This is a genomic window from Nibrella viscosa (assembly GCF_039541875.1).
GTDB lineage: Bacteria > Bacteroidota > Bacteroidia > Cytophagales > Spirosomataceae > Nibrella > Nibrella viscosa.
Map to the genome: position 1 here is coordinate 77795 of NZ_BAABHB010000004.1, position 25818 is coordinate 103612.

General features: G+C 53.5%; 21 protein-coding genes. 6 read left to right on the top strand and 15 right to left on the bottom strand.

The window, feature by feature from the left end; genetic code table 11:
- Positions 1–199: 199 nt before the first annotated feature.
- From ABD931_RS12080 to ABD931_RS12100, 5 genes are all read right to left on the bottom strand, one after another.
- Positions 200–1561, bottom strand: a complete 1362-nt coding sequence (locus tag ABD931_RS12080) for an amidohydrolase family protein (RefSeq protein ID WP_345267376.1) — start codon at positions 1559–1561, stop codon at positions 200–202.
- Between the two features lie 131 nt (positions 1562–1692).
- Positions 1693–2499 carry a sensor histidine kinase gene (locus tag ABD931_RS12085; RefSeq protein WP_345267378.1) on the bottom strand — a complete coding sequence of 269 codons (807 nt, stop codon included), beginning with the start codon at positions 2497–2499 and terminating at the stop codon, positions 1693–1695.
- A 628-nt stretch (positions 2500–3127) separates the two neighbouring features.
- Positions 3128–3535, bottom strand: coding sequence for a hypothetical protein (locus ABD931_RS12090; protein WP_345267380.1), 408 nt, complete (start codon positions 3533–3535; stop codon positions 3128–3130).
- A 118-nt stretch (positions 3536–3653) separates the two neighbouring features.
- Positions 3654–4478 (bottom strand): hypothetical protein, encoded by an 825-nt coding sequence (locus tag ABD931_RS12095; protein WP_345267382.1) that lies wholly within the window; start codon positions 4476–4478, stop codon positions 3654–3656.
- A 536-nt stretch (positions 4479–5014) separates the two neighbouring features.
- The gene (locus tag ABD931_RS12100; RefSeq protein WP_345267384.1) at positions 5015–5512 is read right to left on the bottom strand and encodes a DUF8785 domain-containing protein; all 498 of its coding nucleotides are present in this window, start codon (positions 5510–5512) and stop codon (positions 5015–5017) included.
- A gap of 189 nt (positions 5513–5701) precedes the next feature.
- On the opposite strand from ABD931_RS12100, the gene ABD931_RS12105 reads away from it, so the two are divergent.
- Positions 5702–9250 (top strand): carboxypeptidase regulatory-like domain-containing protein, encoded by a 3549-nt coding sequence (locus tag ABD931_RS12105; RefSeq protein WP_345267386.1) that lies wholly within the window; start codon positions 5702–5704, stop codon positions 9248–9250.
- Here the strand turns inward: ABD931_RS12105 and ABD931_RS12110 are convergent, their stop codons facing one another.
- Positions 9251–10492, bottom strand: a complete 1242-nt coding sequence (locus ABD931_RS12110; RefSeq protein ID WP_345267388.1) for an ABC transporter permease — start codon at positions 10490–10492, stop codon at positions 9251–9253. It lies immediately after the preceding gene.
- Between the two features lie 174 nt (positions 10493–10666).
- Here ABD931_RS12110 and ggt point away from each other — a divergent pair, with 174 nt between their 5' ends.
- A complete protein-coding gene (ggt, locus tag ABD931_RS12115; protein WP_345267390.1) occupies positions 10667–12445 on the top strand; it encodes a gamma-glutamyltransferase in 1779 nt (592 codons plus the stop codon).
- A 67-nt stretch (positions 12446–12512) separates the two neighbouring features.
- Positions 12513–13115, top strand: a complete 603-nt coding sequence (locus ABD931_RS12120; RefSeq protein ID WP_345267392.1) for a DUF6624 domain-containing protein — start codon at positions 12513–12515, stop codon at positions 13113–13115.
- A gap of 43 nt (positions 13116–13158) precedes the next feature.
- Here ABD931_RS12120 and ABD931_RS12125 read toward each other — a convergent pair whose 3' ends face one another.
- The 7 genes from ABD931_RS12125 to ABD931_RS12155 form a co-directional block, all read right to left on the bottom strand.
- Complete coding sequence (locus ABD931_RS12125; RefSeq protein ID WP_345267394.1) at positions 13159–13521, bottom strand: DUF1801 domain-containing protein; 363 nt, start codon at positions 13519–13521, stop codon at positions 13159–13161.
- Between the two features lie 61 nt (positions 13522–13582).
- Positions 13583–14470, bottom strand: coding sequence for a flavin reductase family protein (locus ABD931_RS12130; RefSeq protein ID WP_345267396.1), 888 nt, complete (start codon positions 14468–14470; stop codon positions 13583–13585).
- Complete coding sequence (fahA, locus tag ABD931_RS12135) at positions 14470–15654, bottom strand: fumarylacetoacetase (protein ID WP_345267398.1); 1185 nt, start codon at positions 15652–15654, stop codon at positions 14470–14472. The genes ABD931_RS12130 and fahA overlap by 1 nt, the downstream gene beginning before the upstream one ends.
- Positions 15655–15725: 71 nt before the next feature.
- Complete coding sequence (locus ABD931_RS12140; protein WP_345267400.1) at positions 15726–16169, bottom strand: MarR family winged helix-turn-helix transcriptional regulator; 444 nt, start codon at positions 16167–16169, stop codon at positions 15726–15728.
- A gap of 205 nt (positions 16170–16374) precedes the next feature.
- The gene (phhA, locus tag ABD931_RS12145; RefSeq protein ID WP_345268007.1) at positions 16375–17166 is read right to left on the bottom strand and encodes a phenylalanine 4-monooxygenase; all 792 of its coding nucleotides are present in this window, start codon (positions 17164–17166) and stop codon (positions 16375–16377) included.
- A gap of 81 nt (positions 17167–17247) precedes the next feature.
- Positions 17248–18381, bottom strand: coding sequence for a 4-hydroxyphenylpyruvate dioxygenase (hppD, locus tag ABD931_RS12150; RefSeq protein ID WP_345267401.1), 1134 nt, complete (start codon positions 18379–18381; stop codon positions 17248–17250).
- A gap of 104 nt (positions 18382–18485) precedes the next feature.
- Positions 18486–19649: a homogentisate 1,2-dioxygenase gene (locus tag ABD931_RS12155; protein ID WP_345267402.1), complete on the bottom strand. Its 1164-nt coding sequence runs from the start codon at positions 19647–19649 to the stop codon at positions 18486–18488.
- A 334-nt stretch (positions 19650–19983) separates the two neighbouring features.
- Here ABD931_RS12155 and ABD931_RS12160 point away from each other — a divergent pair, with 334 nt between their 5' ends.
- The gene (locus ABD931_RS12160) at positions 19984–20883 is read left to right on the top strand and encodes a nucleotidyltransferase family protein (RefSeq protein WP_345267404.1); all 900 of its coding nucleotides are present in this window, start codon (positions 19984–19986) and stop codon (positions 20881–20883) included.
- A 51-nt stretch (positions 20884–20934) separates the two neighbouring features.
- Here ABD931_RS12160 and ABD931_RS12165 read toward each other — a convergent pair whose 3' ends face one another.
- The gene (locus ABD931_RS12165) at positions 20935–21120 is read right to left on the bottom strand and encodes a hypothetical protein (protein WP_345267406.1); all 186 of its coding nucleotides are present in this window, start codon (positions 21118–21120) and stop codon (positions 20935–20937) included.
- Between the two features lie 134 nt (positions 21121–21254).
- Here ABD931_RS12165 and ABD931_RS12170 point away from each other — a divergent pair, with 134 nt between their 5' ends.
- Both ABD931_RS12170 and ABD931_RS12175 read left to right on the top strand, forming a co-directional pair.
- Positions 21255–21608, top strand: coding sequence for a hypothetical protein (locus ABD931_RS12170; RefSeq protein WP_345267408.1), 354 nt, complete (start codon positions 21255–21257; stop codon positions 21606–21608).
- Positions 21609–21691: 83 nt separating this feature from the next.
- The gene (locus ABD931_RS12175; protein WP_345267409.1) at positions 21692–24850 is read left to right on the top strand and encodes an FAD-binding and (Fe-S)-binding domain-containing protein; all 3159 of its coding nucleotides are present in this window, start codon (positions 21692–21694) and stop codon (positions 24848–24850) included.
- Positions 24851–24852: 2 nt separating this feature from the next.
- Here the strand turns inward: ABD931_RS12175 and ABD931_RS12180 are convergent, their stop codons facing one another.
- Positions 24853–25731, bottom strand: a complete 879-nt coding sequence (locus ABD931_RS12180; RefSeq protein ID WP_345267411.1) for a hypothetical protein — start codon at positions 25729–25731, stop codon at positions 24853–24855.
- Positions 25732–25818 lie beyond the last annotated feature (87 nt).

The following is a 25818-nucleotide window of genomic DNA, read 5'->3' on the forward strand; positions in this document are numbered from 1 at the left end:
GCACGATCAATAACCCGTTTTCTGAGCGGACGGTCCTACTAAAAGCTTAGTTTTGAGTAATCGGTTTGTAGGTATATTAACGCAAAAAGGAGGGGGCTATATTGCGTGCCGGAGAGGCTGGTTAGCCACCGGCCGGAGCGTGAGCGGCAGGGTAAACAGCACCGTGGTGCCTTGCTCCGGTGTACGTTCGATAAAGAACTTACTGCCGTTCCAGCCTTTTCAACTGTTGCTGGATAAAGTCTTTAGACAGCCAGTTGGTGCCGATCATCACCCCCTCGATGTTGCGGGTCTGGCTGATGTCGCGCAGCGGATTGCCGCTCAGCAGCACCAGATCCGACACATTGCCGGTCTTGACCGTGCCCCAATCGGGTTTGTTAAAGAACCGGGCCACGTTAACGGTGCCCGTGCGCAGCGTCTGGTACGGCGTCAGTCCGGCATCGACCATGTACTGCATTTCGTGGTGAATGGAAAAACCCGGTACGTTAAATACCTGGGGCGCATCGGAGCCCAGCAGCAGTTCAACCCCATTATCCTGACAGGCCTTGATGAGCTGCCGGCGAATCTGCAGAAACTTCTCCGCCCGCTCCTTCCTGAAATTAGGGTTGTTGTTGTAGTTGTTTTTGGCGTTCACCCAGTTCCGGACCTCCTCCGGCTTCATGTACTTCATCTCGGGTGCTTTGGCAAAATCATCCGCCGACTGCGGAGACAGCCACCGCTCCGCCAGCGCCTGCGTGGGCACCACCCGGATGTTTTTATCGTGCAGCGCCTTCATCAGCGCCGGTATTTTGGCGGGATCGGACCGGTAGCCGATCCAGGCCCCGAACAGGCCGGTTTCCTGTTCTACCAGCGTATCGCTGCCGGGCGTGATGGCTTCCACAAATCCGTCGAGGTGATCAATGGAGGCATACTTCGCATTGATGGCCCGCCAGACACCCACGTTGAACGAAACGTGCCCGGCAAACGGAATACCTACTTCGTTGGCGGTGCGGGCAATGGCCGGGAACGTCTCGCGGGTAAGGCCGGGATGCAGTTTCAGAAAATCATACCCGGCCTGCTTCTGCCGCCTGACCATCTCTGCCCCCTGCTCGGCCGTTTTGACACTCTGGCCGCTAAAGGAGGGGCCGGAGCTGTAAAAATGCGGTCCCAGAATCTCCCCGCTGTTAATTTTGCTCCGTAGCTCCAAATGCCTCGGATGGCCAAGCATACCCCGGATGGTGGTGATGCCATTGGCCAGGTACAGCATCAGCACATCCTTCATCGGCTCAATATCATCAATAGGCGGCACGTGCGCGTGAATCTCCGCCCAGCCCGGCATCAGGTATTTTCCTCTGGCGTCGATGACCAGGGCGTTATTGCCATACCTGACCCGGCCCTCATTGCCAATGGCCGTTATCTTCCCATCCCGCACCATCACCGTCTGATTTTCCAGTACCCGCTCCGCATCCATCGGTATGACATTCACCGATTTGAAGACGATTTCACGCTGGCGGTTGCTGACGGGCTGCTGGGCCAGGGCTGCTTGAGCCAGCAGAAGAAGGGTTAAAAGAAGTAGGGGGCGCATGGTGTATGATTTATCAGGTTAGGGAATTAGTGGATGTTTCCCCTAATATAAATCTTGTTTGGTATACATCACGAGAAAAATTCTTACTTCGACAGGAATGCAAGTTGAAAGCAGACCAGGTTTAGAGAACATTAATCTAAGCTGACGGGAAGACGAATGAGGACATTCACGCCAGATCCGTTTGCCGATGTGTATAAGCAGTGTCCTCCAATCAGTTTGACGCGCCGGTGGATATTGTGAAGCCCAATGCCTGACCGTTCTGCTTCCCGGGTCATTATGGTATCGTAGTCAAATCCTACTCCATTATCTTCATACCCTAACGTAAATTGTTGTGGATGGTAACTTAGCACTACTCGTATTATGTTTCCTTTAGAATGCTTTATAGAATTGTTTAACAATTCCTGCACAATTCGAAATAAAATAATTTCCCGCTCATTCCCCAAGGTATAAAGGTCCCCCTGTAAGTTCAACGACGTCTTATAGCGGTTGGTTTTCTCGAGCCTTAGCAGTTCATGACTAATACTTTTTGATAGTCCGGTTTGTTGAACAAAATCCCGGTCTAAACTTTTGGAGAGTAACCGTAGCCCCGTAATAGATTGATCGATCAGGTCACACGTCTGCTTCAGGATTTTGTTGGTCTCCTGATGAGATGTGATTTCTTCCAAAATGCTTAAATTAAGTTTAGCGACGGAAAGAATTTGGCCTATGTTATCATGGATTTCCTGACCTACAGCCTGCATTGTGAGATTTTGTGTCTCTATTTGAGATTGTAACATTTCTTGACTAAACCGTGCCTTCAGGGAAGCCTCTTCTGCTCTGTGCTGAGCCTGCTTTCTGTTAAAAAAGAACAGGAACGATACGACAAAGAATGCCATACTCAGGAAAATAACTGTTCCCAAAACAGCTACTACAACGATGGAGAAGCTTTCTTCCTGCATAATACAGCCTTTACAAACATCAGATAAAGGAATATATTGAGAAGTGGATTGATCGAAAATAAGAGTTCGCTAGCTTTAGGGTTAACTTTATTTAATGTGTTTACAAAGCTTATGATAAAAAAAGTACCTGACCAGAAAACGAGGCTGCCTATGCTAATCCAGAACAATGGTTCACTCTTTATGTCAAATACTTCATTCCGCTCATAGGTTTCTTTGAGGTAGTAGAGCAACATGGCTATAATTAAACAGCCGCGAAGGTTAAAGATATAATAGTGCGTGTTATAATTCAATGCAAAATAGTAGAGCAGGCATATAACAAAATAGAAAACGATAGAAATTTTGATTAGCATAGCCACAAAGTGGTTTCGTATTTCGCTAAGGTAGAGTAGCGCAATAAAAAAATATTCTATCGGCCCAAAAAGTATATATACATGTTGGAACTTTAGCCCGCTGATGCGTAAGTATTCAGAGCAGGCATCCATTAAAAGCGTTAAGCTTAAATAAATCCAGGCCCAGGAGAACGGTGGTTTCTGCCGCTGCCGGTAAAAATACCCGACAACGGCAGAAACGATTAACGCACAGAAGTAACTTATCAATAAAACATTCTGCATAACTATACTCCTAAAGTCTATTTTGGAAACACCTTAGAAGAACCATTGCTTGGGCAGCAGGCAACAGCTAATAGGGCTAAATTACCAGCAGTAAAAGGTGGAATATTTCCTTTATTAATAATCTCGTGGTTATCACGATTAACACCAATAAGAGCTACTGTAAATTTGCCGTTATCATCAAAGCCTGGAAAAATACGTAATGATACACACTCAGGAGACTTTACTATTGTTTGAATAATTTCTTTGTCAAAATCGAGAAATTGAGTGAATGCTTCTTTAGAAATAAGTGGGGAGTCAAAGGCTTTATTCCAGGAGTCAACTACTCGGTTAAGATGTTCCCACGCTTCAGCTGCTACATCGGGAGTAGAAATAATGCCCCCAAATTCTGCTTTTCGATATTGATTGTCTTCGCAAAATGTCGTCATAAAAAATTAGAGATAAAAAATTTATAGAAGTCTGTTAACGTTTGCTAAAGGTGTGCTATATCAGGATACGCAAGTAAATTGCAGCAAGAACGATACAAACGAATTAAGGTACCTGTATTTATCGTGGCTTCACTATTAAAAATTCTGTATCGTCTTCTACAAAGTCTTTAGTGTCTTTTGTGAAACTTTCTGTTTGAGGGTTTATCCCGTTCAAATTGAAGTTATATGGCTGTACAACTACACTGCCTGATAAAATATTTTTCTTTATACCAAGGAGCCTAAACAACGGTGTTGAGTTCTTGCTGCTCAACATTTTGAGCACATTACCTGACTGCGTTTTTACAGAAAAGTTTAAATCTGCGTTTCCTAGCTCAACTTTTCCTATGTTGCCATCTGCGTTTACTTGCAACTCTACTTTTGAGTTTGAACTTTGCGAAATAATATAATCTGCATAAGGGGCTTCGACAATAGAGAATATCACACTGTAATACCATTTCCAGGTTCCTTTTTTGTATGCTTCCAGTATTTTTTGCCCTAAACTTTCAGGACCATCAACATTTCTTATACGAGATTCAAAAGTCTTCTCGGCTTTGAGGATAAAGGAGCCCTCCTGTGAAAAATCAATACCTACGCCAGCTTTGCCTTGGGGTAAATTTGGTAAATTTGGGTCAATCTCACCAGCCACTTTAAAGTTTATAGTTACTCCTTTGTTGGAGACCAGATCCAGAGGAGTTGGATCTTCATCAACCTCAACGTCTGTAGCTGGGTTAAAATCTATTCCTAAGTCTTTTAATGTTGTTAACGGCTGAAAGAAATAATTGTCAATTAGCTGACCTACTACACCAAGTGAAAGTTTTTGGTTAGGTAGCCAATTCGCATAATAAAGCTTAGTTTGCTTCCGGATGCCTTTGGTATAAAGCAGGGGCAGATTGTTGGTTGACATAAGTAGATTGGGTTAAATGGTTTATTGGATTTCTGGGATGAATAACGGCAGGGTACATTAGTTACAAAATTGTCAGGCTTAGAAAAGCATTAGCAGATTGAAACAAACTAGCCACTAGCCTTACAGCGTACAGGTGGCAAATACAATCAATACTGGCTGGCGTTTAAAACGTAACTAAAAATTTGCTTTAGTAGCAAAATATGCAAAATGACAACTTGGATCATTAAAATGGGACTCCTCTTCAGTAAATTAAGTAATTTGCTAAATAGCAGCAAATTAAATGTATAGTTGTGTGTGAACGGTATATTTCTGTTTCTTTATTAGGCTTGTGCGAAGATAAAAGACATTTTAAACCTCCGCTACGGGAAATTTCACGAGAATTGCTGGGAATAGCACGGTGTTTTTGCTGCCCCAGACAAAGACTATTTAATAGGGGTGTTTGACTATCTGCAAAGGATTCGCTCCAGATGTCAGGTATGCGTTATGAGTTAAGTCCCTGACATGTTTGATGTAAATCGGGGTAGCCTACAAGTAAATCATAGGGATCCATTCAGCACGGAGTCAATCGGTGCTTGTTGCCTGTTTGGCTGTTGTTTTGGTGATTGCTGCTGTGGGGAGCCTGGCTGGGTTCCGGGGAGGGCAGAGCCGTCGTAGTAAGGACGCTGGTAGGGATTGTTGACGAACTCGACGCCGGTAATGAAGTATTTGGTGTCGCCGTTCCAGGGCAGACGCACGAGCTTTTCTTCGTAGTGCAGCGTAATGCGCTGGCCGGTCTTCACGGCCTGGTTGATTTGCTGCGCCACGGAATCATCTTTGACGGAAAATTCAAAGAACTGGGGTGTAAGGGAGCCGGTTTCGCCGGAGAAGCCGCCGACGTTCAGGATACCTTCCCAGGTTTTGAAGACATAGCCCCGGCGGCTGAACTTGGAAACGGTGCCGGCGCGTTCGCCGTCGCTGTAACTCCAGGCGGTGAGGTACCAGAAAATACCAAAAACAAACAGGAAAAATATCAGGAAGAAGATGCCGAGTCTCATGGGTATAGGTGCTTAGTTGGGATGCTTCGCAAATGAACAAAATATTTGGAATATGCTACAGGGTTAACCAGCTATTTACCCGGGTAGTTTGCCGAATTTGGACTGCAATAACTTTGTCTGCCATCAAATTGGGTATATTAGACGGTATTTTCCGGGAGTTTTATGACTTGTACGATCCCTGACCTGACCATGAACTATGTACGTCACCTCCGCCGGCTGTTTATAATCGTCGGGCTTTTCTGTACGGACATCCCGCCTTTGCTGGCACAGACAACGGCCCAGACCACTACGCTGACCGGGCGGGTGACCGATGCCGCTACGGGGGAGGGGCTGCCCTTTGCCAACGTTTTCATTAACGCTACCACCAAAGGCACCACGACCGATGAGCAGGGGCGCTACCGCCTGACTGGAGTGCCCCTGGGTACAGTCGAACTGGTGGCCTCGTACCTTGGCTATCAGCCGGCTAAGCACGCGCTGCGGCTGGAGGGTACGCAAGTCCGGGAGGTGAACCTGGCGCTGAGCAGCACCGGCGTTACATTGGATGCGGTTACCGTGAAAGTGAAGAAAGATAAAACCTGGCTGCGACAGATGCGCACATTTGAGCGGGAACTGCTGGGCGGTGGGCCGTTCGGCAGTCAGTGCGAAATTACCAATAGTCAGGTGGTTTCGTTTACCGAGGAAGATGGCCACCTGAAAGCGCAGGCCCCGGAGCCGCTTGTAATTGAGAACAAAGCGCTGGGCTATATACTGCGCTATGAGGTGCAGCATTTCGATTACAACAAAGCCATTACCTACTATGCCGGCAACAGCCGGTTTGAGGAAATGCAGCCGGAGAACCCAAAACAGGCCGAACGCTGGCGGCAAAACCGGCTTACGGCTTATGAGGGCTCTCTCCGGCACCTGATGGCTAGTCTGGTAGCCGGTACGTTCGAGCAGCAGGGCTTTCTGGTGTACCAGGTCAATCCGGCTATTCCGCGTACGATGGACCGGCCAACCCTCCTGCGAGACGTTGGCCGGCGACTCCATCCCGTCAGCCTGGCTACGCTGATCCAGCCGGGGCGGTTGCCGTTTGAGCGTAGGCTGGTATCCGCAGCTCCGCTGGAAATCTTTTATACACGTATTAATGCCCGCACGTCGCCGTATGCCGATGTGGCCTACGCCTGGTCGCAGATGGTGCTGCCGCAACGGACGCTGGAGATGACCACCGACGGCTGGATTACGCTGCCCAACAGTATGGAAGTGAAAGGCTACCTCGGCAACGAGCGCTTAGGTAACCTGCTGCCCGCCGACTGGAAACCGGAAGCGAAGCCGGCAACCGGTAGTGAGCAGCCGGCAGGGGAGGGGCTGATAGTGGCGGCCGACCGGCGGCTGGATTCGCTGAACCGGACCTGGACCCAGAACCATACCCGCCCAACCCCGGCCGTGTACGTGCAGACCGACAAATCGCTGTACGTAACCGGCGACCGGCTGTGGCTGAGTGCGTATGTGCTGGATGCGGCCTCGCACCGGAAACTGGATGGGGACGATGCCCTCCATGTCGATCTGGTAGCACCCGACGGCAAGGTGATTCAGCACCAGTGGCTGCGGGTGGCCGACGGACGCGCTACGGGCGATTTCCGGTTCTCAGACACGCTGGCCACGGGCACCTACCGGCTGCGGGCGTATATCGACGAAGAGCGGGTACTGCCCCGTCCTGCGTTTGAGCGGACGCTGTCGGTGTATAATATGGTACGGGGAACGGCTACCGTAAAAACGATGGGGGCGGATAGCCTCGACGTGCAGTTTCTGCCGGAGGGTGGCCGCTGGATAGCCGGTTTGCCGATGCGGCTGGGCTATAAACTCGTTGGCAAAGATGGACACGGCAGGGCTGCGTCCGGACGGATTCTGGATGAGCAGGGGCGCGAATTTGCCACCTTTATCAGCAATGCCGCCGGCTTAGGCAGTATCGTGGTTACTCCGGAGGCAGGCCGTATGTACCGGTCCGAGGTTCGGCTGGGGGCCGTTCGGCAAACGACAGCGCTACCGCCGGTCGAAACGGAGGGTATTTGCCTGACGGCGGATATAGTGAGTGATACCAGTTTGCTTGTTCTGCAGGTGCAGGCATCGGCCCGCTACAAAACGCAGCCGGTGTATCTGACGGTGCAGAGCCGGGGCCTGCTGCTGCATCAGGCAAAAGTGCAGTTGCAGGATGGGAAGGCCCGGTTGTTGGTGCCGGTCGCTAAACTGCCCGAGGGCATAGCCCAGGTTACCCTTTTTGATGCCCAGGGGCACCCATGGGCCGAACGGCTGGTGTTTGTGCCCGAAAAGATGGCTCCCGTGGCGGTGAAGCTCCTGCCGGACAAGCCGGTCTACAAACCTCGCGAACGGGCCCGGCTCGATCTGACCCTGCATGAAGGGATGAATCCGGCACCGATGGGCTATTTCTCCATAGCCGTGACGGATGCCGGTCAGTTGCCGGACGATAGCGCAGCCGCCACCATTCGGACGCATCTGCTGCTGACGGGCGATCTGCGCGGTAACGTGGAACAGCCCAACCGGTATTTTCACGACCGGCTACCCGCCACCCGTAGGGCCCTCGACGATCTGCTGCTCACCCAGGGTTGGCGACGCATTAGCTGGGCCGGTGCCGACGCGCTTACCGATACCGTTGGTGGCATTGTGTTGAGCGGGCAGGTGCTGGATGAAAAGCAGAAACCCATTCCGTACGCCGAATTGCTCATTTCGTCGCTGAATACCAGACTAGCCTTCTCCAAATCGGTTGGTGCCGACCGCGACGGCTTTTTCCGGCTGAACGGACTGGCCTTTGCCGATACGGCGCGGCTGGTGGCCCAGATTATGGATACCCGCCTGAAGCCGCTGAAAGGAAGTATTGTGCCGGAAAGGCCCGAAGCACTCTTTGCCCGTTCGGCGATCCGGACCCAGCCACCCGACTGGTCGCTGCTGAAAGGACAGCTCGAAGCGGCCCAACTGCGGCAGCAGGCCGATCCGGAGCTGTACCGCGATAAGCAGGCCAAACTGCTGAAGGAGGTGGTGGTGCGGGGTTTTAAGCCGGTGGAGCGGCCGGAGTATGTGCAGCGGGTCAGCATTCACAACAGCGCCGATGCCACGCTGATTTTTGACGAAAAGTCGCCCCGGTTTGCCAACCTGTACGATATGCTGATCGGCCGGGTAGCCGGGGTGCAGGTAACGCGGGGAAATGACCCCGAAACCCAGGCGATGCGTTACCAGGTGATTGTTCGCGGCATAGGTAGTTTCATTAGCAGTACTCAACCGTTGTTCTTAGTGGATGGTGTGCCGATCGAAGATCCCGACGGCAATGCCCTGATGCCCTTTAATCCAAATGATATTGAGCGGATCGAAATATTGAAAAATGGTGGTACGGCCGGTATTTATGGCGTACGGGGTGGCAATGGGGTAATCGCCTTCTACACCAAACGGACGGTATCGGAAGTATCAAAAGAGCCGGGGAAGGGTGTCAGCGCCTTCTCGCTGATCGGCTTTTCGGCCCAGCGCGAGTTCTATACCCCCCGCTACGGCAGCGAAGCACCCGACCCGAACGACCGCATCGACCGGCGGGATGTGCTGTACTGGAAGCCGCTGATGCAAACCGACTCCAAAGGGCAGTCAAGCGTTGCGTTTCCCCTGTCCGACGTGGTCCGTACCCTGCGCGTCGTGATCCAGGGCATCACCGCCGACGGCCGGCCGGTGTCGGGAACGATGCTGGTAAAGGTGCAGTGATTATTTCGAGCGTATCGCGGTTACGGGGTCCATTCTGGCGGCAGACAGGGCGGGAACAATGCCGGAGATTACACCAATGATGGAGGATACGCCTAACCCCAGCATGATATTGCCGATGGAGAGCCGGATAACCAGCGTGCCCAATTGCATAAACGATAAAAGGTACACCAGGAAAATACCGACCAGTCCACCCACTAAACTTAGCAGGATGGCTTCAAACAGGAACTGAAACAGGATGAAATAATTTTTGGCCCCCAGCGATTTCTGAATTCCGATGATATTGGTGCGTTCCTTCACCGACACAAACATGATGTTGGCAATACCAAACCCGCCCACCAGAATAGAAAAACTGCCGATAACCCAGCCCGCCAGCGTCAGTACACTAAAGATACTGCCGATGGCGGCCATGAGGGCTTCAGGCCGGTTAATGGAGAAGTTGTCTTCCTGTACCGGTTTCAGGCTGCGCCGGGCACGCAGTATACCCCGGATTTCGCTTTCCAGCTCCATCAGGCCCTCATCATCGGCCCGGCCTTTTACCGCAATGGCAACGCCGGGGCGGATGGATTGAAACAGTTTGGCGAAGGTGGGGTAGGGAATAATGCATCGCTCGTCGGGGGGACCGTTAATATCAATCAATCCGGTTCCCTGGCGCTCCTGAACGCCGATGATGACAAAGTTCAACCCACTTATTTTCATCGTCTTCCCAACAGCGTACTGATTGGGAAAAAGATTATCGGCTACATCGGCTCCGATAACGACTACGTTACGCCCGGCCTCCATCTCCTGCGGCTGAAAATAGCGACCCTGCTCGATGGGTACTTCCATAATGGCGTTGTATGCATAGGTGACGCCAAACACGCGGGCTTTCATCAGGTTGTTCTGATTTTTGACCGTCACGTTGCCTTTGCCACTCATGGCCGTTATGGCTTCGGCATTTTCCAACCGGTCGGCCAGCATCCGGTATTCGGCATAGGTAGGTTCGGGCCGTTGGAAATACCGCCACCACGGAAAGCTCGGGTCAAAGACAAATGGCCACTTCTGCACGTACAACGTCCGGTCGCCAATGACGTTTAGCCGGTCTTTAATATTTCGCTCCAGCGAATCGACCAGCGTGAAGACGGCAATAATGGCGAATATACCAACGGTAACGCCCAGCAGCGAGAGCGTGGTCCGGAGCAGATTGGACCGGAGTGCCTGCCAGGCAAACCGGAAGCTTTCCAGAACTTGTCGAAGGAAGCGCATAGTAGTAGTCGGCGGTGGGCAGCAGGCAGATTACAGGTGGCAATGGCCGGCCCTTGTCAAAGTTATCTTTTTTGAAGATGGTTGCCAAAACGTTTGGGTTAAAGCGTAGTACGCAGGGATTATTGGCTCATTTTTGTAGTTTAGTGGTTTGAGCCTACGACAACCTGTGTGTCCATGAAACGCTGTTTACCCCTCCTCTCTGTTTTTCTGTCAGTTGTTGTGCTGACAACCGCCTGCCGCAAGCCCGCTCCGGTGCGTGAAGGGCAGGGCGTTTACCAATACGATAGCGAAAAGGTCCGTACCGGTACCGATCGGTTCTACGCCAACAAACCGGGCGTAATGGCTCCCAACGGCATGGTAGCCTCGGCGCATCCGGAAGCCTCCCGCGTGGGTGTCGAGATCCTGAAAGCCGGCGGTAACGCCGTTGATGCGGCCGTGGCCGTGCAGTTTGCGCTGGCGGTTGTTTACCCGGTAGCCGGGAATATCGGTGGGGGCGGATTTATGGTCTACCGTGATAAAACGGGTAGGGCCTATACCCTGGATTTTCGGGAGAAGGCCCCGGCGAAAGCGCATAAAGATATGTACCTGGACGCAGACGGCAACGTAATCCCTAACCTGAGTACGCTGGGGCATCTGGCGTCGGGTGTGCCCGGTTCGGTTGATGGGATGGTGGAGGCCCACCGTCGTTTTGGTAAACTGTCGTGGGCGCAATTGCTTCAGCCGGCCATCGAACTGGCCGAAAAAGGATTTTCCCTGACCACCATACAGGCATCGGGCCTGACCAGTACTTTGCCGCTGATCCGTCAGGTGAACCCCGGCAAGTCTTATTTCCAGAAGACAGATACCAGCGGCTGGAAACCGGGCGAAAGGCTGGTGCAGCCTGATCTGGCTGCCACGCTCCGGCGCATTCAGGCGCAGGGTCGGCTGGGCTTTTACGAGGGCGAGACGGCTCAACTGCTGGTGGCCGAGATGCAGCGGGGAAAGGGGCTTATTACCGCCCAGGACCTGAAAGACTACCGGTCGGCCTGGCGCGAGCCGCTGGTGGCTCCCTACAAGAATTACCGCATCATTACTATGCCGCCCACATCGAGCGGAGGAGTGGCCCTGATCCAGTTAATGCGATTGATGGAGCCCCTGCCTATCCGGCGCTGGGGCTGGAACACCGATTCAACCGTGCAGGCGATGATCGAAGCCGAACGGCGGGTGTATGCCGACCGGGCCAAATATCTGGGCGATCCGGACTTTGTGAAAATGCCGATTGACCAGCTTACCTCCCGCGATTACCTGAATGCCCGCTGGACCGATTTCAGCTTTGCCAGGGCAACCGACAGCCGTCAGGTAAAAGGGGGGATGATTCCCGGCTACGAAAGCACGGAAACAACCCATTTCTCAGTTGTGGATAAAGACGGCAATGCTGTTTCGATAACCACTACCCTGAACGGCGGTTACGGCAGCAAAGTGGTGGTGGGCGGAGCGGGTTTCCTGCTGAACAACGAGATGGATGATTTTAGTGTAAAACCGGGCGTACCCAATATGTTCGGCCTGATTGGTAACCAGGCCAATGCCATTGCCCCCGGCAAACGGATGCTGTCGTCCATGACGCCGACCATTGTCGAGAAGGCCGGTAAGCTGTATATGGTGGTGGGTACGCCGGGCGGCTCCACCATCATCACCTCCGTGTTCCAGACCATTATGAACGTGCTGGAACATGGCATGACCATGCAGGAGTCGGTGAACGCGCTGAAGTTTCATCACCAGTGGCTGCCCGACAAGACCACGTTCGAGGCTGGGGCGTTCTCTGAGCAAACCCTTCAATACCTTCAAAGCCGGGGCTATACGCTGGAGCGCCTGACTAACTCCCTCGGCCGGATGGATTGCATCATGGTGCGGCCCGACGGTACGCTCGAAGGGGCGTCTGACCCCCGGTCCGACAATACCTCTATCGGTTATTGAGCCGGCTCTTTTACCGCCGAAAACATCACCCGCCCGTTACCGGTTTACGTTCAAAAGCACACGCAGTATGAAAGGCATATTCATTCTTTTTTTGACGGTATTTTTCGGTAGCGTCGTTCTGGCGCAGCCGAAAACCGCCCCGAATAACCTACGGGCACAACTGACGAAAATTTATAACGAGGACCAGCAGCAACGACAGGAGTACGCCAAACTGGAACAGCAATACGGCTGGGGTTCCAGAGAAGCGCAGGCGTTCCGGGCCAAACTCAAAGCCATGAACGACCGCCATTTACAGGAAGTCGACCAGATTATCAGCCGCCAGGGCTATCCGGGGCGCAGCGCCGTGGGCCAGCCGCTCGATCAGGTAGCGTTTATGGTTATCCAGCAGAGCACCGACAAAGCCGTTCACCAAAAATACCTGCCGGTGGTGACCGAAGCCGCCAATAAAGGGGAACTCGATAAAGCCAGCGTTGCCATCCTGACCGATCTGGTCCGTATCCAGAACGGCGAAAAGCAGGTGTACGGGACCCAGGTTCGCGTGAATAATCAGGGACAAAAAGAACTCTACCCCATTGAAGACCAGGCCGGCATTGACCAGCGTCGGAAACAAATGGACCTCGAACCGCTGGATGCTTACCTGCGGAGAATGGGGGTTAAGAGTTATGAGTGAAGAGTTAAGAGGCTGGCGCAGGCAATACACTCTTCACTCATAACTAAAATTTCGCCTGGTTCTTTGCCGCTATCAGCAGCGTTTGGAGTGTGTTTGCGTCAATATCGTCCGGGGATTCGAATTTGATATGCCGGAGGAGCTTGCCGGTGCCGCGAAGTTTCCCGTCCGGGTCCGGGATAAGGGTACCGTAGTGGAAACCCAGGTTGACACTCGACGTCAGCGGGGCGATATAGCAGATTTCTTCTGACATACGGGGACCGCTTCCGTACTTGATAGTTTTATAGCCGGTATGAACTTCTTCAATGGCGTCGGGCAAAACGGAGCGAACCAGTTCGCGGATTTTCAGTGCAATATCCTTGACTTCAGGTTTGTAGCTGTCCAGGAAGTTTTCTACTGATGGTTTCATTTTGCAGTCGATTTTAGGTCAAGGTACAGATTTAACCCTATACGATGCAACGAAAACTTATCTAACTTTCGTCCTGCAGCAATACCAGCCAGGCTTCGCGCACGCGGTTCTCCTTCAACAGTTCCTTAGCTTTAACGTGCAGTAGATCAGGTAAGTACTGACAGCCGTTACGGGCTTGTTCAAACAGGTCGGCGATGCCGTCGGCCTGCCGAAAGTTCACAATTTCTTCACGAATGGGCAAGGCGTCAACGGCTGCCAGTTTGCCTAAATCACTGCCGGTCAGGATGCGGCTGTTGCGGATGGCGGCCGGTAACTGATCGAATCCGATACCCTTCTGCGGACGGGCTACTTCAAACAGGGCTTCGCCATAGGCCCGGCAGTAATATTCGCCCCCCATCCGGCCCACCAGGTCGATCCGGCGCTGGTCAATCACCTCTTTGTCGTTGAAGATGTCTTCCCGGAAGTGGGCGAGTTGCACCTGGCAGATAATCAGGTTGGTGGCACCGGGGCCGTTGCCGACGGTGACGATCTGTTGCACCGTACATTCATACGATACGGGTGATTCGGCCACTCTCGGCGGTCGTACCCGCTCCGAGGGCACCGGCGTAAACCCTGCTTTCACAAACTCATCGACACCACGCTCGTACTCGGCGCTGGCCAGCGACATCTGCTCCACCATCTCATAGTTTACGACATTGACGACGACCTCCGGTACTTCTTCCACGTTCAGCAGCGTATGTTTCTTCTGCCCGTAGCGGTTGTTGTTGGGCGCAAACGCCAGCGTCGGCGGGTTGGAGCCAAAGACGTTAAAAAAGCTGAACGGGCTCAGGTTCACCCGCCCTGCGGCATCCACCGTGCTGGCAAAGGCAATGGGCCGCGGTCCGATGGAGCCGATCATCAGCCGGTGAAACTCCGGCTGCGACATATCTTTTGGGTCAATAGTTTTCATCAGGCCTGAATTGTTCCAGATACTTCACCAAAGTCAACCGTCGTCTGGCCGCTCTTTGCCGTCGCCCGCATGGTAATGGTGTCCCCGTCCTGCAAAAAGGTACGGGTAGAGCCGTCGGGCAGGGTTAGGGGTTGTTTACCATTCCAGGTCAGTTCCAGCAGGGAGCCGTAGCTGTCCGGCGTAGGGCCTGAGATAGTTCCTGTGGCCATGATGTCGCCGACGTTCAGGTTACAGCCGTTAACGGTATGATGGGCAATCATCTGCGCGGCACTCCAGTACAGGTGCCGGGCGTTGGAGCGGCTGAGGACTTGTTCCGGCCCGTTTGTGGGCTGTAGTGTCACCTCCAGATCAATATTAAAGTGCCCCGGTTTCGTTGTCTGCAGGTAGGGGAGCGGTGTCGGTTCCTGCTTCGGCCCGGCTACCCGGAACGGCTCCAGCGCATCGAGCGGCACAATCCAGGGCGAAATAGACGAGCCGAAGTTTTTACCCAGAAACGGACCCAGGGGCTGGTACTCCCACCGCTGAATGTCCCGCGCCGACCAGTCGTTGAACAGCACAAAACCAAACACGTAGTCCTCGGCTTCGTCTACCGAAACCGGTTCGCCCAGTTTAGACGCTTTGCCGATCACAATGCCCATCTCCAGTTCGAAGTCCAGGGCTTTAGACGGACCGAACGAGGGCTTATTCTCTGGTCCCAGAAACTGTCCCTTAGGCCGGCGTATCGGCGTGCCCGACACCACGATGGACGACGCCCGGCCGTGGTACGCCACCGGCAGGTGTTTCCAGTTGGGCAGCAGTGGCTCACCGTCGGGCCGGAACATGCGCCCAACATTGGTCGCGTGCTCTTCACTGGCGTAGAAATCGGTATAGTCGCCGACACGGACGGGCATGTGCAGCGTAGCCCGCGAGCGGTGAATGAGCACCTGCCCGGCAACGTCTTTCAGGGCCGCATGGTCATCGGCCAGCAAGTCGGCTATGTGCTGGTGGACCTCCCGCCAGACAGGGCGGCCCAGTTCCATAAACTCGTTGAGGGTGGGTTTGGTAAAAACGGTCGGATCGAGCGACAGGTCGTTGAAAAAGCCCAGCAGGCCAATCAATTCCAGGTCCAGAATATGGTCGCCGACCAGAACGCCCGCCCGTGGGCTGGCAATATCATAACTAAAGATTCCGTAAGGGTAGCTCATGAGTGATGAGTGATGAGTGATGAGCGATGAGTGATGAATGCTAAACGGCCGTCGGCTCCATTTATCGTTCATCATTCATCATTATTAAAGTTGTTGTAGATCGAATCCATGATGCGGACGAAGTGCTGGTAGTCGTCTTCGCTGAGGTTGCCCCAGCCCCTGCGCCGGATTTCGATAACGAGAGGCAGCACACCGTGGTATTTGCGGTTGCCCTGCTCGGTTAGAAAGATCAGGAATTTACGGCGATCAGTATCGGCCATCCGGCGCTCCGTCAGACCTTTTTTGCAGAGCAGGTCGATGATGCGGGTGACGGTCGGGGCATCTTTGGTCGTCATCTCGGCCAGCACATTCTGGCTGATGCCGGGATTGCGGTAGAGGTGGTCGATCACCACCCATTGGTCAACGGTCAGATCCACACCGGCCTCATTGAACCGCTTCTGCAGCGCATTTCTGATTCGCTTGATGGTGGTATCAATCTTAAAAAAGTAGGCACGCTGATCCGACGGGTGCGTCATATCTGTAGAACGGTTTTAAGGCTATGTAAAACGGTTTTGCGTGTGTAGAACGGTTTTGTAAACCGTTCCGCAGGGCACCTGCACCATCTCCAAGCGGGTCTACAGAACGCGTGTGTAGAGCGGTTTTGCAAACCGTTTTGCGGGTCGGGGAGGAACGGTTTTGTAGACCGTTGTACAGGCATCTGGAACGGTTTACAAAACCGTTTTACAAAACCAGCAACCCTTCCAGCTTCTCCTCAATCTCGGCGATGGAGTGGAAGAGTTGTTCGTACGACTCAATCACGAAATACTGGTCCTGGTAGCGGTCAATGATGTAGGGGGTGCGCAGCAGCGTCTCTACATGGTAGGGTATCCGCTTCGGCACCTCGCTGTAGAGGCTGTAGGAGGTCTCACCAACCGACGACAGAATGCCGCCCCCGTAAATCTTCAGGTGCCCGTCTTCCTGAATCAGTCCGAACTCAACGGTGTACCAGTACAGCCGCGAAATCATCTCGATAGCCTCGTCGTAGTCGATGAACCGCAGCGCAATCCGGCTCAACGCGGCCAGAAAGTCGCAGAACGACTGGTTCGACAGCAGCGGCACATGCCCGAAGGTATCATGAAACATATCCGGTTCCTGCAAATACTCGAGCTGATCGCGCCGGCGCAGCCAGGTCGTGGCCGGGAAGTTGCGGTTCGCCATCAGCTCAAAAAATTCCTTGTTAGGAATCAGCCCTGGTACGGCCGAAACCCGCCAGCCGGTCAGTTGCTGCAAGCGGGGATTCAGATCCCGCTCAAAATGGGGAATGTGGTCGGCCACAAACCCTGTCTTCCTAATGCCCTCCAGGTACGCCTGACTGGCTTTGCCCGGCAATTGCGCCATCTGCCGCTCAAACAGAATGCGCCAGACTTCCTGGTCGTCGGGGGTGTATTGGTTATAGTCTTGAGTCATTGTTGTTTGAGGTTTGAGGTTTGAGCGGGGCCGCCCGGCGGTTTGAAGTTTGAGATTAGAGCGGATTCGCTTTAGGTATCATATTTGGTCGACCTTTTAACCTCAAACTTTAAACCGCTGGGCGGCCCCGCTCAAACTTCAAATGAATTAAAGCGTTCCCCGCAACTCCTGCTCGCGTTCAATGGCTTCGAATAAGGCTTTGAAGTTGCCTTTGCCAAAGGATTTGGCTCCCTTCCGCTGGATAATTTCGAAAAACAGCGTTGGGCGTGGACAAATGGGCTTCGTGAAAAGCTGGAGCAGATACCCCTCTTCGTCGCGGTCGACCAGGATGCCCAGCGGCCGCAGCGTTTCTATTTCTTCGTCAATGTTGCCAACCCGGTCGAGCAGGTCGTCGTAGTAGGTGTCGGGTACTTTCAGGAACTCGACACCCCGGTCGCGCAGAGCCATTACGGTCTCTACAATATTGTCGGTGGCCACGGCGATATGCTGCACGCCCGAGCCGCCGTAAAAATCAAGGTATTCTTCGACCTGCGACTTTTTCTTGCCTTCGGCCGGCTCGTTGATGGGGAATTTGATGCGCCCGTTACCGTTGCTCATTACCTTGCTCATCAGGGCGGTATAGTCGGTCGAGATGTCTTTGTCGTCGAACGAGATAAGCTGCTTGAAGCCCATGATGTTGGCGTAGAAGTTGACCCATTCGTTCATTTCGTTCCAGCCGACGTTACCCACCATATGGTCGACATACTTCAGGCCCACCGGCTTCGGCCGGTAATGCGGGTTCCATTCGGTAAATCCAGGCATGAACATACCGGTGTACCCGCTGCGCTCCACAAAAATATGAACGGTATCACCGTAGGTATGGATACCCGAGCGGACGATGTAGCCATGCTCGTCTTCCTCGCGGGTTGGCTGCATAAACGGTTTGGCACCGCGCCGGGTGGTCTCCTCAAAGGCGGCCGTGGCATCGTCTACCCAGAGGGCAATAACCCGAACACCATCGCCATGCTGATCGATGTGTCGGCCGATGTCGGTGCCGCCTTTCAGCGGAGAGGTCAGCACCAGCCGGACCTTGTCCTGCACCAATACATACGATTCGCGGTCTTTCAAACCGGTTTCCAGACCGGCATGGGCCAGCGGCTGAAAACCAAAGGCGGTCTGGAAGTAATGTGCTGCCTGTTTGGCATTGCTTACGTACAGTTCCAGGTAATCGGTGCCGTTCAGCGGCAGAAAGTCCTCCGCGTCGGGCGTCAGGAGGGTTTCGTTGGTGTCAAATGCTTGCATATCTGTTTGTTGATAAAGTGGAGAGGTGGTTGATTGGGTAACTGGTTCATTGGTTGGCTAGCAGTAGACCGATAAACCAGTTAACCAATGAACTAATCAACCAATCAAGCACCCTCCAGCCACGATTTATAATATTTCCCATCATCAATCCGCATGGCCTGCTCCGTCAGCATCAGCGGGCGGAAGGTATCGACCATGACGGCGTACTCCTGCGTTTCTTTTTTACCGATACTCCGCTCCATAGCGCCGGGGTGAGGCCCGTGCGGAATACCACCGGGATGCAGTGTAATATGTCCTTTGGCGATATCGTTGCGGCTCATAAAGTCGCCGTCTACATAGTATAACACCTCATCGGAGTCGATGTTGGAGTGGTTGTACGGGGCCGGTATGGCCTTCGGGTGGTAGTCGTACAGCCGGGGGCAGAACGAGCAGACCACAAACGCATCCGTCTGAAACGTCTGGTGTACCGGGGGCGGCTGGTGAATACGGCCCGTTATCGGCTCGAAATTGAAAATAGAGAAGCCATACGGGAAGTTGTAACCGTCCCAGCCCACCACGTCGAACGGGTGGGAGGCATACACCAGCGAGTGGAGGGAGCCCTGTTTCTTGATCTTCATCAGAAACTCGCCTTTCTCGTCGTGCGTCTCCAGGTCACGGGGCAGAATAAAATCCCGCTCGCTGAAGGGTGAATGCTCCAGCAACTGCCCGAAGTGGTTCCGGTAGCGTTTGGGCGTGTAGATCGGCGTGTGCGATTCCAGAAACAGTAGCCGGTTATCGTCCGTGTCGAACTCGATCTGGTAGATCATGCCCCTCGGAATAACCAGGTAGTCGCCGTATTCAAAAGGGATAGTGCCGAGCATCGTCCGCAGCTTGCCGGAACCCCGGTGGATAAACAGCATCTCGTCGGAGTCGGCGTTCTTATAGAAGTAGTCGGTCAGCGACCGGCGCGGAGCGGCCAGACCGAAGATGACATCTTTGTTGACCAGCAGCGGCACCCGGCTCTCAATAAAATCATCGGTCGGGGCAATGTCAAAGCCGACGAGCTTACGCGAGAGCATGTTTTTCTCCACCGCCACCTTCGGCTCCATATTCACGCTCTCCAGCACCTCTTTCACCATGGTAGGCCGGTAGATATGGTACAGCAGCGACGACATTCCGTCGAACCCGATGGTGCCGAACAACTGCTCGTAGTACAAGCCCCCGTCCGGTTTCTCAAACTGAGTATGCCGTTTGGGAGGAATCTGACCGAGTGTATGGTAGAATGGCATGGGGTTACATAAGTTTTGGCAGAGATCCCAATGAGTTTATCCTAACCAGGTTAGCCCAATGAAGGTATCTCTGCCACGTTTATTGATGAAGTATAATTTAGTTGCTTTGGCAACTATTGTTTTGCTTACAATTATAACACTAATTTCCTGATTGTATAACAATTCCAATAAACATTTTTCAGGATTTATGATTAAGCGGCTTCCGGTAGCCTTAAAAACCTACGTTAGGTTAGCTGGATTGCTTTTTACTAACTTTGGCGCCCACTAACCAGTTAACCAATCAACCTGGTAACGAATTAACCGGGAACTTACTCAAACGCACAACATAACGGGAATGCAACCTACTCTTCTTATTCTGGCTGCGGGCATGGGCAGCCGCTACGGAGGCATCAAACAGCTTGATCAGTTCGGCCCCAACGGCGAAACCATTATCGACTACTCGCTCTTCGACGCCATCCGGGCGGGATTTGGTAAGGTCGTATTCATCATCCGTGACGAGTTGCGGGACGATTTTGAGGAAATATTCAAGCCGAAGCTGGACGGCCGCATTGCCTATGATTACGCCATTCAGAGCCTGCAATCGTATGTGCCGGCCGAACTGGGCACAGTGCAGCGCACTAAACCCTGGGGAACCGGTCACGCCATGCTCTGCGCCTGGGAGCAGACCGACACACCCTTTGCGGTCATCAACGCCGATGATTTTTACGGATTAGAGGCTTTTCAGATACTGGGCAATTTTCTGCAAAACGATACCAACGACCACCTGCACGCCATGGTCGGCTACGAGGTGCAGAATACCCTCTCCGAGTATGGTTCCGTATCCCGCGGGGTTTGTGCTGTAGACGATACCGGGAACCTGGCATCGGTAGTTGAGCGGACGAAGATTTACGAGAAAGACGGGCAGATTGTGTACGAAGAGGCCGAAGGCCTGACGCCGTTAACGCCGGATACACCGGTATCGATGAATTTCTGGGGCTTCAAACCGTCGGTGTTTCCGCTGGTGCAGCGGCAATTTGAGGAGTATGCCCGACTGAATTTCGACGCGCCGAAAGCCGAGTTTTATATTCCAACGGTGATGACGGCGCTCATTCAGAACGATCAGGGAGCCTGCAAGGTATTCCGGAGCCGGTCGGAGTGGTTCGGGGTCACCTATCCGGAAGACAAACCGATGGTGCAGGCATCCCTGAAACGACTACACGAATCCGGCAAATACCCGGCCAACCTGTGGGTGTAAGGTAAAACGTTTCCTGACGGGCGTGATGGCCCGTCAGGAAATCAGAATCTGTCACTCGGCTGCGTCCCGGGTCGTGCGAATCAGACTAATCCCGGTGAAGAAGAAAATACCACCTAAAACAGCATAAACAATAGATGCCTGTGCAACACCACCCTGCATCATATCCATACCACCGTAAATCAAGCCGACGATGCCCAGCAGCGTCAGGATTATACCAAAAGTTCGTTTGACATTCATACGTTGAGTTGTTTATGTTTGACTGAACACCTAAAAGTGTCGGAATAGATAACCAAATTCAAGGCTAATAGTCCCGGAAAATTAGTAACCGGCATTTGGCAAGTCCCTTGTATAACGGTTTGACCACCCACTACATGACTAACTTTTTTGACCGCAGGCTACTGCTGAACGGCTATATAACCCTGGCGGGAAGTATTCTGCTGGTAGTCATTATTAAGATGACTACCTCGATTCACCTGCCTTTTCTGGCTGCTGCCGCTATATCGGCGGGGCTTGGTTTTATTGAACCCCGGCGGGGTTGGTTCCTGGCTATTTTGCAGGTCGCCTTTATCTGGCTGGGGTACGAATTGTTTACGGCACCTCCGCGTACGACTGCCGATGCCGAGATTGAAACCTTTAGTCTGTACGGCGCTATGCTGCTTACCTTCGCCGGCAGCTTTATCGGCGGCTTGCTCAAGCGGGCACTGGATAAACCAAATAGCCGCTGAGCGCCCGGTTAACGACTCATCAACTTTCCCCCTCCAGGCCCCTGGTTCTGGTATAACCTCCGGATTTTTTGTAATTTTAGGGTATGTTTAAGCTATCGGCTACTCCGTTTCGTGATTTAGCGCAGTCGTTTGAAGGCGACTTGTATTATAATGAGACTCCCCAGCATACCGCCCAGCGGATGCTGTACGCTACCGATGCCTCCGTTTATCAGGAGATGCCGACGGCGGTAGCACTACCCCGCACCGTCGAGGACATCAAACGGCTGGTGCGCTTCTCGAAGCAGCACGGCATCGGCTTGATCCCACGGGCGGCTGGTACCTCGCTGGCTGGTCAGGTGGTCGGGAGCGGCATTGTGGTTGACATATCCAAATACTTTGGGCAGATACTGGAGGTCAATGTGGAAGAACGCTGGGTGCGGGTGCAGCCGGGTGTGATCCGCGACGACCTCAACGCGTTTCTAAAACCCTACGGCCTGCTATTCGGCCCGGAAACCTCTACCGCCAGCCGGGCTATGATCGGCGGGATGATCGGCAATAACTCCTGCGGCCTGCACTCCATCATCTGGGGCACTACCCGCGACCACCTGCTGGAAGCCAAAACCATCCTCAGCGACGGAGCCGAAGTTGCCTTCGGGCCATTGACGGAGTCGGAATTCGAGGCCAAATGTCGGGGCGAAAACGTAAAAAGTCCGCTCGAACAGCAACTCTACCAGCAAACCCGCGAGTGGCTGAGCAATCCGCACATCCAGCAAAACATCCGCGAAGGCTTCCCCAAGCCCACTGTCACCCGCCGGAACACCGGCTACGCCGTCGACGCCCTGCTGCCGTTTTTTACCTCCTCCGTACAGCGGATTTCCAATCCGCTCATCACCGCATCCGGCGAGATCGAAGAAACTCAACTGGAAGCCGAACAGCGGATTACCCATCCGGATCTGGACGGGTCAGCAGTTCCATATCAAGACCAGCCCGTTCCTTTCAACCTTTGCAAACTCATTGCCGGCTCCGAAGGAACTCTCTGTTTTGTAACCGAAGCCAAACTGAACCTGATACCCCTGCCGCCGAAAGAAGTAGCCCTGGTGTGTGCGCACTTCATGACCATCCGGCAAACGCTCGAAGCTAACCTGGTGGCCCTGGCGCATCAATGTTCGGCATCGGAGGTGGTGGATGACTACATCCTGCAACTCACCAAAACGAATATTGAGCAGGCGAAGAACCGGGTGTTTGTGGAAGGCGACCCGAAGGCCATTCTGATGGTCGAATTTCACGATGATGAGCCGGAAGGAGTACGGCGTAAGTGCGAGACTTTTATTCGATCGCTCCGGGAAAAAGGGCTCGGCTACGCGTATCCGATCCTGTACGGGGAGGACTCCAAAAAAGCGTGGGATTTGCGCAAAGCCGGTCTGGGCGTCATGTACAACATACCCGGTGAGGACAAACCGGTCAATGTGATCGAAGACTGCGCCGTAGACGTCCGCGACTTGCCCGACTTTATTGACGAACTAGACCACATGGCCACCGAAAAGCACGGACTGCAGTTGGAGTACTCGGCTCATGCCGGTGCCGGTGAACTGCACGCCCTGGCGCTGATGAACCTCAAGACCTCCGAAGGTCGGACAGCGTTTCGGGAGTTGCTGGTCGATACGGCTGCGCTGGTGAAGAAATACGGCGGTTCACTATCCGGCGAGCACGGCGACGGCCGGCTGCGTGGTGAGTTTATCGGCTTTATGCTGGGCGAAGAGAACTTCCAGCTTATCAGGGATACCAAGCGGCTGTGGGACCCGCAGGGGGTGTTTAATCCCGGCAAGATTGTGGATACCCCGCCGATGAATGAATTTATGCGCAGTGAGCCGGACCGGGAAGTACCACAGCCGCAAACGATCTTCGACTTCTCGGCCGAAGGCGGTTTGCTGGCCCTGGCCGAAAAATGCTCCGGCTCCGGCGATTGCCGCAAATCCGAGATTACCGGCGGTACCATGTGCCCCAGTTACATGGCTACTCGCAGCGAGCGCGATACCACGCGGGCCAGAGCCAATATGCTGCGCCATTTTTACACCAACACCGCCAAACCGTCCGACTACGACTACGAAGCCGTGAAGGACGTGCTGGACCTGTGCATCTCCTGCAAAGGCTGCAAAGCCGAATGCCCGTCCAGCGTGGATATGGCCCGGATGAAAGCTGAGTTTACCCAGCAGCACTACGCCGAAAAAGGCGTGCCGATGCGGGCAAGGCTGGTGGGTGACTTCACCAAAATGATGGCGCTGGCCAGCATGGCCCCCTGGGCCTACAACGCCATCTACAAAACACCCGCGCTTCGGAAAGCGGCCAACCGCATGGTTGGCTTCCACCCCGACCGCACCATGCCGCTGCTGGCCGATACAACGCTGCGGAAATGGTTTGCTGCGCGTGGGGCAAGGGGCGTGGGGCAAGGGGTAAAAAGTACAGAGCAAATAACAGTAGGTAGCACACCACAGGAATCTGTTTTACCCCCTGCCCTTAGCCCCTTGCCCCCTGCTCCTCGCCCCCTGCTCTTCTGCGATGAGTTTACCAACTACAACGACGTAGAGGTAGGGCAGAAGGCAATCTTGCTGCTGGAGCGGCTGGGCTATCGGGTAGCTATGCCGAACCATGTTGAGAGCGGCCGGACGTATCTGTCGAAGGGGTTGGTGGAAGAAGCCCGTAAGATTGCCATCCGCAACGTGACCATGCTGAAAGACGTGGTATCGGCGCAGCAGCCGCTAATCGGGCTGGAGCCGTCGGCGATTCTGACGTTCCGCGACGAATACCCCGATCTGGTGCCGTACGAACTTAAAGCGGATGCGCAGCATATTACCCACCATACCTACCTGTTTGAGGAGTGGCTGGCGCAGGAGGCCGACGCCGGGCGCATCAAACCGGAGGTATTCAATACCGACACGCGGCTGATTAAGCTGCACGGGCATTGCCACCAGAAAGCCTTATCGTCGCTGGTGCCGGTGAAAAAAATTCTGTCGCTGCCGAAGAACTATACCGTGCAGTTGATCCCCTCGGGCTGCTGCGGCATGGCCGGATCGTTTGGGTACGAAGTGGAGCATTATGAGGTATCGATGCAGATTGGTGAACTGGTACTCTTTCCGACCATACGGCAGCAGCCGGAAGATGTCATCATTGCCGCCCCCGGAACGAGTTGCCGGCATCAGATCAAAGATGGTACCGGCCGTATCGCCCGGCACCCGGCAGAAATTCTTTACGACGCCTTGCGGTAACGCTATTGCCGGCACTGGTACACGTAAGTATGCTGGGTTTTGCGGCTGGTCGGATTGGTTTGGCTGTTGAGGTACGACAGCGTCGTTTGCTCCTGAACCGTCAGCTTTTTAAACTCATCGCGCGTCGAGGTGAACGTTGCTACCTCCCGGCGGGTTCGGGCGTTGCCGGTGCCTACCGAATACGTGGTGTAGCCTGTGACGGTGCCGGTATTCCAGAAGCGACCCGGTAGCGTTTCTACTCCCTGACTCAGGGCAACAATGGTTAGCAGAACCGGCTGGGAAACACTGGCGTAGGGGGAAGGCTGTGTATCCAGCGTGTACTCCGTTTCGGTGGTTAGTACCGACCCGTTCCGCTGTCTCGCCTGAGTCCGTTCGAGGGTAATGTTGCCGGTTTCATCGTAGGTCATTGTAAATATTCGCTCAATGGTGGTTGCGCCAATTGGTACAACCTGCGGGTTTTCGACCACGCGGCTAATCTTACCGGAGGGCAGGTACTCCAGGTTATATACAGTCTGCAACTGATTATTGCGGGAGAATGTAGCCCGGTAAGGCTTATCGGTCTCCTGCGTTAGCGCGTAGTCAAACGCAATGGTCAGTTGGTTCTGCGTATCTGTGGCGCGGGAAACCCGGTTGCTGTTGTACTCCAGCCGATAGCCGGCCTGCCGGTCGGTGTTCCGTTCATACAGAGACGTTAGCTGGCCCCCTGCGTAGGTAAAGCTCCGTTCTACCTGAGTAGACAGGCGACCGCTCTGGTCGATCTGTTCGGTGGTGCCTACCAATGAACAGACAGGCGGAGTGGCTACCTGAGCCGGACCACAGGCAAAAAAGCTCAGCAGGAAAAAGGACGATAGAAACAGTAGGACAAGACGCTCTTTTCTCATTATTCCGGTAAATGGCGCTACAAATCTATTGCGTTTGTATAGGCAGACCAACGAAACAACGTTAATTTGTGTAGTTTATCATGACAC

Bases quoted from the DNA above. Each gene is read 5' to 3' on its own strand.
- ABD931_RS12160 (WP_345267404.1), top strand. From the start codon at position 19,984: ATGCAACCTACTCTTCTTATTCTGGCTGCGGGCATGGGCAGCCGCTAC.
- ABD931_RS12120 (WP_345267392.1), top strand. From the start codon at position 12,513: ATGAAAGGCATATTCATTCTTTTTTTGACGGTATTTTTCGGTAGCGTC.
- ABD931_RS12095 (WP_345267382.1), bottom strand. From the start codon at position 4,478: ATGTCAACCAACAATCTGCCCCTGCTTTATACCAAAGGCATCCGGAAG.
- ABD931_RS12110 (WP_345267388.1), bottom strand. From the start codon at position 10,492: ATGCGCTTCCTTCGACAAGTTCTGGAAAGCTTCCGGTTTGCCTGGCAG.
- ABD931_RS12080 (WP_345267376.1), bottom strand. From the start codon at position 1,561: ATGCGCCCCCTACTTCTTTTAACCCTTCTTCTGCTGGCTCAAGCAGCC.
- ABD931_RS12105 (WP_345267386.1), top strand. From the start codon at position 5,702: ATGAACTATGTACGTCACCTCCGCCGGCTGTTTATAATCGTCGGGCTT.
- ABD931_RS12130 (WP_345267396.1), bottom strand. From the start codon at position 14,470: ATGAAAACTATTGACCCAAAAGATATGTCGCAGCCGGAGTTTCACCGG.
- ABD931_RS12180 (WP_345267411.1), bottom strand. From the start codon at position 25,731: ATGAGAAAAGAGCGTCTTGTCCTACTGTTTCTATCGTCCTTTTTCCTG.
- hppD (WP_345267401.1), bottom strand. From the start codon at position 18,381: ATGCAAGCATTTGACACCAACGAAACCCTCCTGACGCCCGACGCGGAG.
- ABD931_RS12125 (WP_345267394.1), bottom strand. From the start codon at position 13,521: ATGAAACCATCAGTAGAAAACTTCCTGGACAGCTACAAACCTGAAGTC.
- fahA (WP_345267398.1), bottom strand. From the start codon at position 15,654: ATGAGCTACCCTTACGGAATCTTTAGTTATGATATTGCCAGCCCACGG.
- ABD931_RS12170 (WP_345267408.1), top strand. From the start codon at position 21,255: ATGACTAACTTTTTTGACCGCAGGCTACTGCTGAACGGCTATATAACC.
- ggt (WP_345267390.1), top strand. From the start codon at position 10,667: ATGAAACGCTGTTTACCCCTCCTCTCTGTTTTTCTGTCAGTTGTTGTG.
- ABD931_RS12100 (WP_345267384.1), bottom strand. From the start codon at position 5,512: ATGAGACTCGGCATCTTCTTCCTGATATTTTTCCTGTTTGTTTTTGGT.
- ABD931_RS12175 (WP_345267409.1), top strand. From the start codon at position 21,692: ATGTTTAAGCTATCGGCTACTCCGTTTCGTGATTTAGCGCAGTCGTTT.
- ABD931_RS12140 (WP_345267400.1), bottom strand. From the start codon at position 16,169: ATGACGCACCCGTCGGATCAGCGTGCCTACTTTTTTAAGATTGATACC.
- ABD931_RS12090 (WP_345267380.1), bottom strand. From the start codon at position 3,535: ATGACGACATTTTGCGAAGACAATCAATATCGAAAAGCAGAATTTGGG.
- ABD931_RS12155 (WP_345267402.1), bottom strand. From the start codon at position 19,649: ATGCCATTCTACCATACACTCGGTCAGATTCCTCCCAAACGGCATACT.
- ABD931_RS12085 (WP_345267378.1), bottom strand. From the start codon at position 2,499: ATGCAGGAAGAAAGCTTCTCCATCGTTGTAGTAGCTGTTTTGGGAACA.
- ABD931_RS12165 (WP_345267406.1), bottom strand. From the start codon at position 21,120: ATGAATGTCAAACGAACTTTTGGTATAATCCTGACGCTGCTGGGCATC.